The sequence below is a fragment of the Pseudorhodoplanes sp. genome (genome assembly GCF_046289595.1).
Taxonomy (GTDB): domain Bacteria; phylum Pseudomonadota; class Alphaproteobacteria; order Rhizobiales; family Xanthobacteraceae; genus Pseudorhodoplanes.
This window is the reverse complement of record NZ_JBKBVB010000191.1, coordinates 1-4,784: the sequence shown is the minus strand read 5'-3', so window position 1 is coordinate 4,784 and position 4,784 is coordinate 1. Positions and strand designations below refer to the sequence as shown.

At 62.5% G+C, this 4,784-nt stretch carries 5 protein-coding genes; 4 read left to right on the top strand and 1 reads right to left on the bottom strand.

Annotation, left to right across the window (positions count from 1 at the left end; genetic code table 11):
- On the bottom strand, positions 1-869 hold an 869-nt coding region (locus ACK41X_RS22560; protein ID WP_409728289.1), incomplete at its 3' end, for an ABC transporter ATP-binding protein/permease.
- 279 nt (positions 870-1,148) lie between these two features.
- Here ACK41X_RS22560 and ACK41X_RS22555 point away from each other — a divergent pair.
- The 4 genes from ACK41X_RS22555 to ACK41X_RS22540 form a co-directional block, all read left to right on the top strand.
- On the top strand, positions 1,149-2,255 hold the full coding sequence (locus tag ACK41X_RS22555) for a TRAP transporter substrate-binding protein (protein ID WP_409728287.1): 1,107 nt from the start codon (positions 1,149-1,151) through the stop codon (positions 2,253-2,255).
- Between the two features lie 108 nt (positions 2,256-2,363).
- Positions 2,364-2,954, top strand: a complete 591-nt coding sequence (locus tag ACK41X_RS22550) for a TRAP transporter small permease subunit (protein WP_409728284.1) — start codon at positions 2,364-2,366, stop codon at positions 2,952-2,954.
- Positions 2,951-4,282, top strand: a complete 1,332-nt coding sequence (locus ACK41X_RS22545) for a TRAP transporter large permease subunit (protein WP_409728281.1) — start codon at positions 2,951-2,953, stop codon at positions 4,280-4,282. The genes ACK41X_RS22550 and ACK41X_RS22545 overlap by 4 nt, the downstream gene beginning before the upstream one ends.
- Before the next feature lie 34 nt (positions 4,283-4,316).
- On the top strand, positions 4,317-4,784 hold a 468-nt coding region (locus ACK41X_RS22540; protein WP_409728278.1), incomplete at its 3' end, for an amidase family protein.

Here is a 4,784-nt window from a genome sequence, read left to right as displayed (position 1 = left end):
ACGACATAGGGAAGGATGATGGCGATCTGGGCATGGCCCTGCTGGGCGAAGATCACCTTCTTCTGCCGCGACATCAGCGCCATGAAGTTCTGGACGACGCGGCTGAAGCGCTCGCCGAGCCTCGCCTTTTCCGCTTCTTCGCCGCGCAACAGCGCAATCTGTTCGGCGTTCTCGCGGACCCTGATCAGGCTGAAGCGGAAATCGGCTTCGAAGCGCTGCTGCCGGAAATTCAGCGCGGCCAGCGGCCAGCCGATCCAGTGGGTGATGAGGGTGCCGGCAACCGAATAGATCAGTGCCGCCCAGACCAGATAGCCCGGGATGGCGAGCGGCGTGCCGAACAGCGTCAGCGGTGCCGTTTGCGACAGCCCCCACAGGATGGCGAAGAATGACAGGAGCGTAACGATCGCCCCGAGCAGGCGCACAATGATGGTCAGCGACTTTTCGATGAACTGGTTGATATCGTCCGCGATACGCTGGTCGGGATTGTCGGCCGCGTCCCCGAACAGCTGCATCCGGTAATGGGCAGAGGCAGCCAGCCAACGGTCCACGTAGACCCGCGTCATCCAGGTCCGCCAGCGAATCTGGAGCCACTGGTTGAGGTATAGCTGGTACACCGCGAGCACGACGAAGATGCCGGCCAGCAGGCAGAAGACGCTCAATTCGGTGACGAAGGCGTCCCAGTTCCGGTCCTGCAACGCATTGAAGAATCTCGCATTCCATTGATTGATGAGAACGGTGATCGCAACAATCGCCAGTTCGATGCCAATCACCGCGGAAAGCAGCAGAAGCCCCGCCCGCCGGTCCTCCGAACGGAAATAGGGCAAGGACAGCCGAAACACCTCGCCGAACAGCCGGGGCAGTTCCTTCACGCCGTACCCCCCCGACTTGCCGCAAATCGTCGCGCTGCGACGCGCGTGGCGCGGGGGTCTGCTGCCGGGTCAGCCGTTTTCATAGGCATTTCCGCAGGGCCATGGGGAGGCTGTATCGGGCATCCGCTGAATTTACGCACACGACATTGGTAGACTTGTGCAAAGCCCGCAACCCGTCCAAACTATGGCCAGATCCGCTGGAATATCACATAAGTGACGGCGGTTAGTTACGAAAAGCCGGGGCTACTGGCAAAGAAACGGTCGCTAGGGAGGACCTTCATGACCAAGAAAGTAGAAAAGACGTCGCGCCGCAAGTTTCTGCTCGCGGCCGGCGCCGCCGGTGCTGCAACCGTTGCGATGCCCCAGGTGTCGCGGGCGCAGACGACCACGCTGAAATACCAGTCGACCTGGCCCACCAAGGACATCTTCCACGAGATGGCCGTGGACTATGCCAACAAGGTCAACCAGATGACCGGCGGCCGGCTGAAGATGGACGTGCTGGCGGCAGGCTCCGTGGTGCCGGCCTTCCAGCTGCAGGACGCGGTCAATACCGGGGTGCTCGATGCCGGTCACGGCGTCTGCGCTTACTGGTACGGCAAGCACAAGGCTTTCTCGCTGTTCGGCACCCCGCCGTCATTCGGCTGGGACGCGCACAGCTTCCTTGCCTGGTATTACTATGGCGGTGGCGAAGCGCTCTATAACGAGCTGGTCGGCAACATCCTGAAGCTTAACGTCGTCGGCTTCCTGTATTATCCGATGCCGACCCAGCCGCTCGGCTGGTTCAAAAAGCCGGTCACCGGTCCGAACGATCTGAAGAACATCAAGTACCGCACCGTCGGTCTCTCCGCCGACTTGTTCAAGGAGATGGGCGCTGCGGTCACCATCCTGCCCGGCGGTGAAATCGTCCCGGCGCTGGATCGCGGCCTGCTCGATGCAGCCGAGTTCAACAACCCGTCCTCCGACATCCTGCTCGGCTTCACCGACGTGGCCAAGAACTTCATGCTGCAGAGCCACCATCAGCAGGCAGAGTCGTTTGAGATCATCTTCAACAAGGGCAAGTATGACGCGCTGCCGGCCGAGGTGAAGGCGATCATCCGCAATGCCGCATTTGCGGCCACCGCGGACCAGTTCGCCTGGGCCGCGCACGACCGCTATTCGAAGGATCTGATCGAGATCAAGAAGCGCGGCGTGAACGTTGCCAAGACCCCGGACTCGGTGCTCGAGGCGCAGCTGCAGGCCTGGGACAAGGTGCTTGCCGAGCAGTCGAAGGAGCCCTTCTTCAAGAAGGTCATCGACTCCCAGAAGGACTGGGTGAAGCGCACGGCAATGTACATGCAGGAAAACAACGTCGATACCAAGCCGGCCTACAAGCACTTCTTCGGCTGAGGGTAACGTGCGATAACCCGCGCAGGCTTGCCGCCTGCGCGGGCCTTTCGTGTCAGTCTGGTCTCGGATTGCGCCCGCGCCTGCGGGGCCGCGATCCAGGGGTGATCCGTGAACCGCGCCATTCTCTTCATCGACAGCATCAGCGCATGGGCCGGCAAGACCTTCGGCTGGTGCATTCTGATCCTCACATTCGCCATCAGCTATGAGGTGCTCGCGCGATACCTGCTGCGGGCGCCGACCGAATGGGCGTTCGACGTCAGCTATATGCTGTACGGCGCGCTGTTCATGATGGCGGGCGCGTATTGTCTTGCCCGCAATGCGCATGTCCGCGGCGATTTCATCTACCGGTTCTGGCCGCCGCGCGTGCAGGCCTCGACCGATCTGATCCTGTTCTTTCTGTTTTTCTTCCCCGGCATCATCGCGCTGATCTATTCCGGTTACGGCTTTGCGCGCCTGTCCTGGATGCTGAACGAGCATTCGCCGTTCAGTCCCCGCGGTCCCCCGGTCTATCCGCTCAAGATGCTGATTCCGGTGGCGGGTGTGCTGATGTTCATTCAGGGCGTGGCCGAAGTCATGCGCTGCATCATCTGCATCCGCACCGGGCAATGGCCGCAACGCCTGCACGATGTCGAAGAGCTTGAGAAGCTCGCACTCGAACAGGCGACCCAGCAAAAGCTCGCGGATAAGAGCGCCGTATGATCTTCGGTCTGACCAATCCCGAGATGGGCATCGTCATGCTCGGGATATTCGTGCTGCTGGTGCTGCTCGGCTTCCCGGTCGCCTTCACGCTGATGGCGCTGGGTGTGGGCTTTGGCTATTACGCCATGGGCGACACCGTGTTCCAGCTCGTCGTGCAGCGCACCTTTTCGGTGATGGCGAACGACGTGCTGATCTCGGTGCCGCTCTTCGTGTTCATGGGCTACATCGTCGAACGCGCGAATATTCTCGACCGCCTGTTCCATTCGCTGCAACTTGCCGCAGGCGCGCTGCCCGGCGCGCTGGCGCTCGCGGCGCTCGCCACCTGCGCGATGTTTGCGACCGCGACCGGCATTGTCGGCGCGGTGGTGACGCTGATGGGCCTGCTGGCTTTCCCGGCGATGCTGCGCGCGGGTTACGACGTGCGCCTCTCTGCCGGCGTGATCTGCGCCGGCGGCTGCCTCGGCATCCTGATCCCGCCGAGCATCATGCTGATCATCTACGGCGCGACTGCAGGCGTCTCGGTGGTGCGGCTCTATGCCGGGGCGCTGTTTCCGGGCTTCATGCTCGCCGGCCTCTATATGCTCTATGTCATTCTCCGCGCGATGATGTCGCCGCAGCTCGCGCCGCCGCTGCCGAAGGAGCAGCGCGCCACCTCGGCCGGACCGGTGATCTGGTCGCTGATTACGTCGTTCCTTCCGCTGGCGACGCTGATCTTCTGTGTGCTCGGGGCCATTCTGCTCGGCCTTGCAACCCCGCCGGAAGCTGCAGCGCTGGGCGCCCTCGGCGCGCTGATCCTGGCGGCCGGATACCGCTCGCTCAACATGCAGAAGCTACGCGAGTCGGTCTATCTGACCGCCTCCACCACGGCGATGATCTGCTGGCTGTTTATCGGCGCTTTCGTTTTCACGTCGGTCTTTTCGATTCTCGGCGGGCATGAGCCGATCGAGCATTTCGTGCTGGGGCTGGATCTGTCGCCGGTGATGTTCCTGATCCTTGCACAGACCATCATCTTCCTGCTCGGCTGGCCGCTGGAATGGACCGAGATCATTGTGATTTTCGTGCCGATCTTCCTGCCGCTCCTGAAGAATTTCGGCGTCGATCCGCTGTTCTTCGGCATCCTGGTGGCGCTGAATATCCAGACCTCGTTCCTGACACCGCCGGTCGCAATGTCCTGCTTCTATCTGAAGGGGATCGCGCCCGCGCATGTCAGCATCAACCAGATCTTTGCCGGGGTAATGCCGTTCGTCGCGATCGTGCTGATCGCGATGCTGATGCTGTACATCTTCCCGGGGATCGCATTGTGGCTGCCGAACTACCTCTATGGCTAAGGCGCGAAACGCATCGTCGGCCGGGCAGGGCGGCATGCCGGCCGCCCTTGAAGCGGCAGCCCTGATCGCCGGCGGCCAGCTCACCTCTGAGGAGTTCGTGAGCGCCTGCCTTGCGCGCTACGATGCCTGCGAGAGCGAAATCCACGCCTTCGCGCATCTCGACCGCGAGCATGTCCTGGCGCAAGCGCGCATGCGTGACGAGGAGCGCCGCAACGGGATGGCGCTCGGCCCGCTGCACGGTGTGCCGGTTGCGATCAAGGACATCATCGACACCAGAGACGAGCCGACCGAATGCGGTTCTCCGGCGCTGAAGGGTAGGCTGCCCTGGCACGATGCGGCCCTGGTCACACGCCTGAGATCCGCCGGGGCCGTGCTGTTCGGCAAGACCGTGACCACGGAATTCGCCTATTTCAGCCCCGGCAAGACCCGCAATCCGCATCGGACGGATCGGACGCCGGGCGGCTCGTCGTCTGGCTCTGCTGCGGCGGTCGCGGCCGGAGTC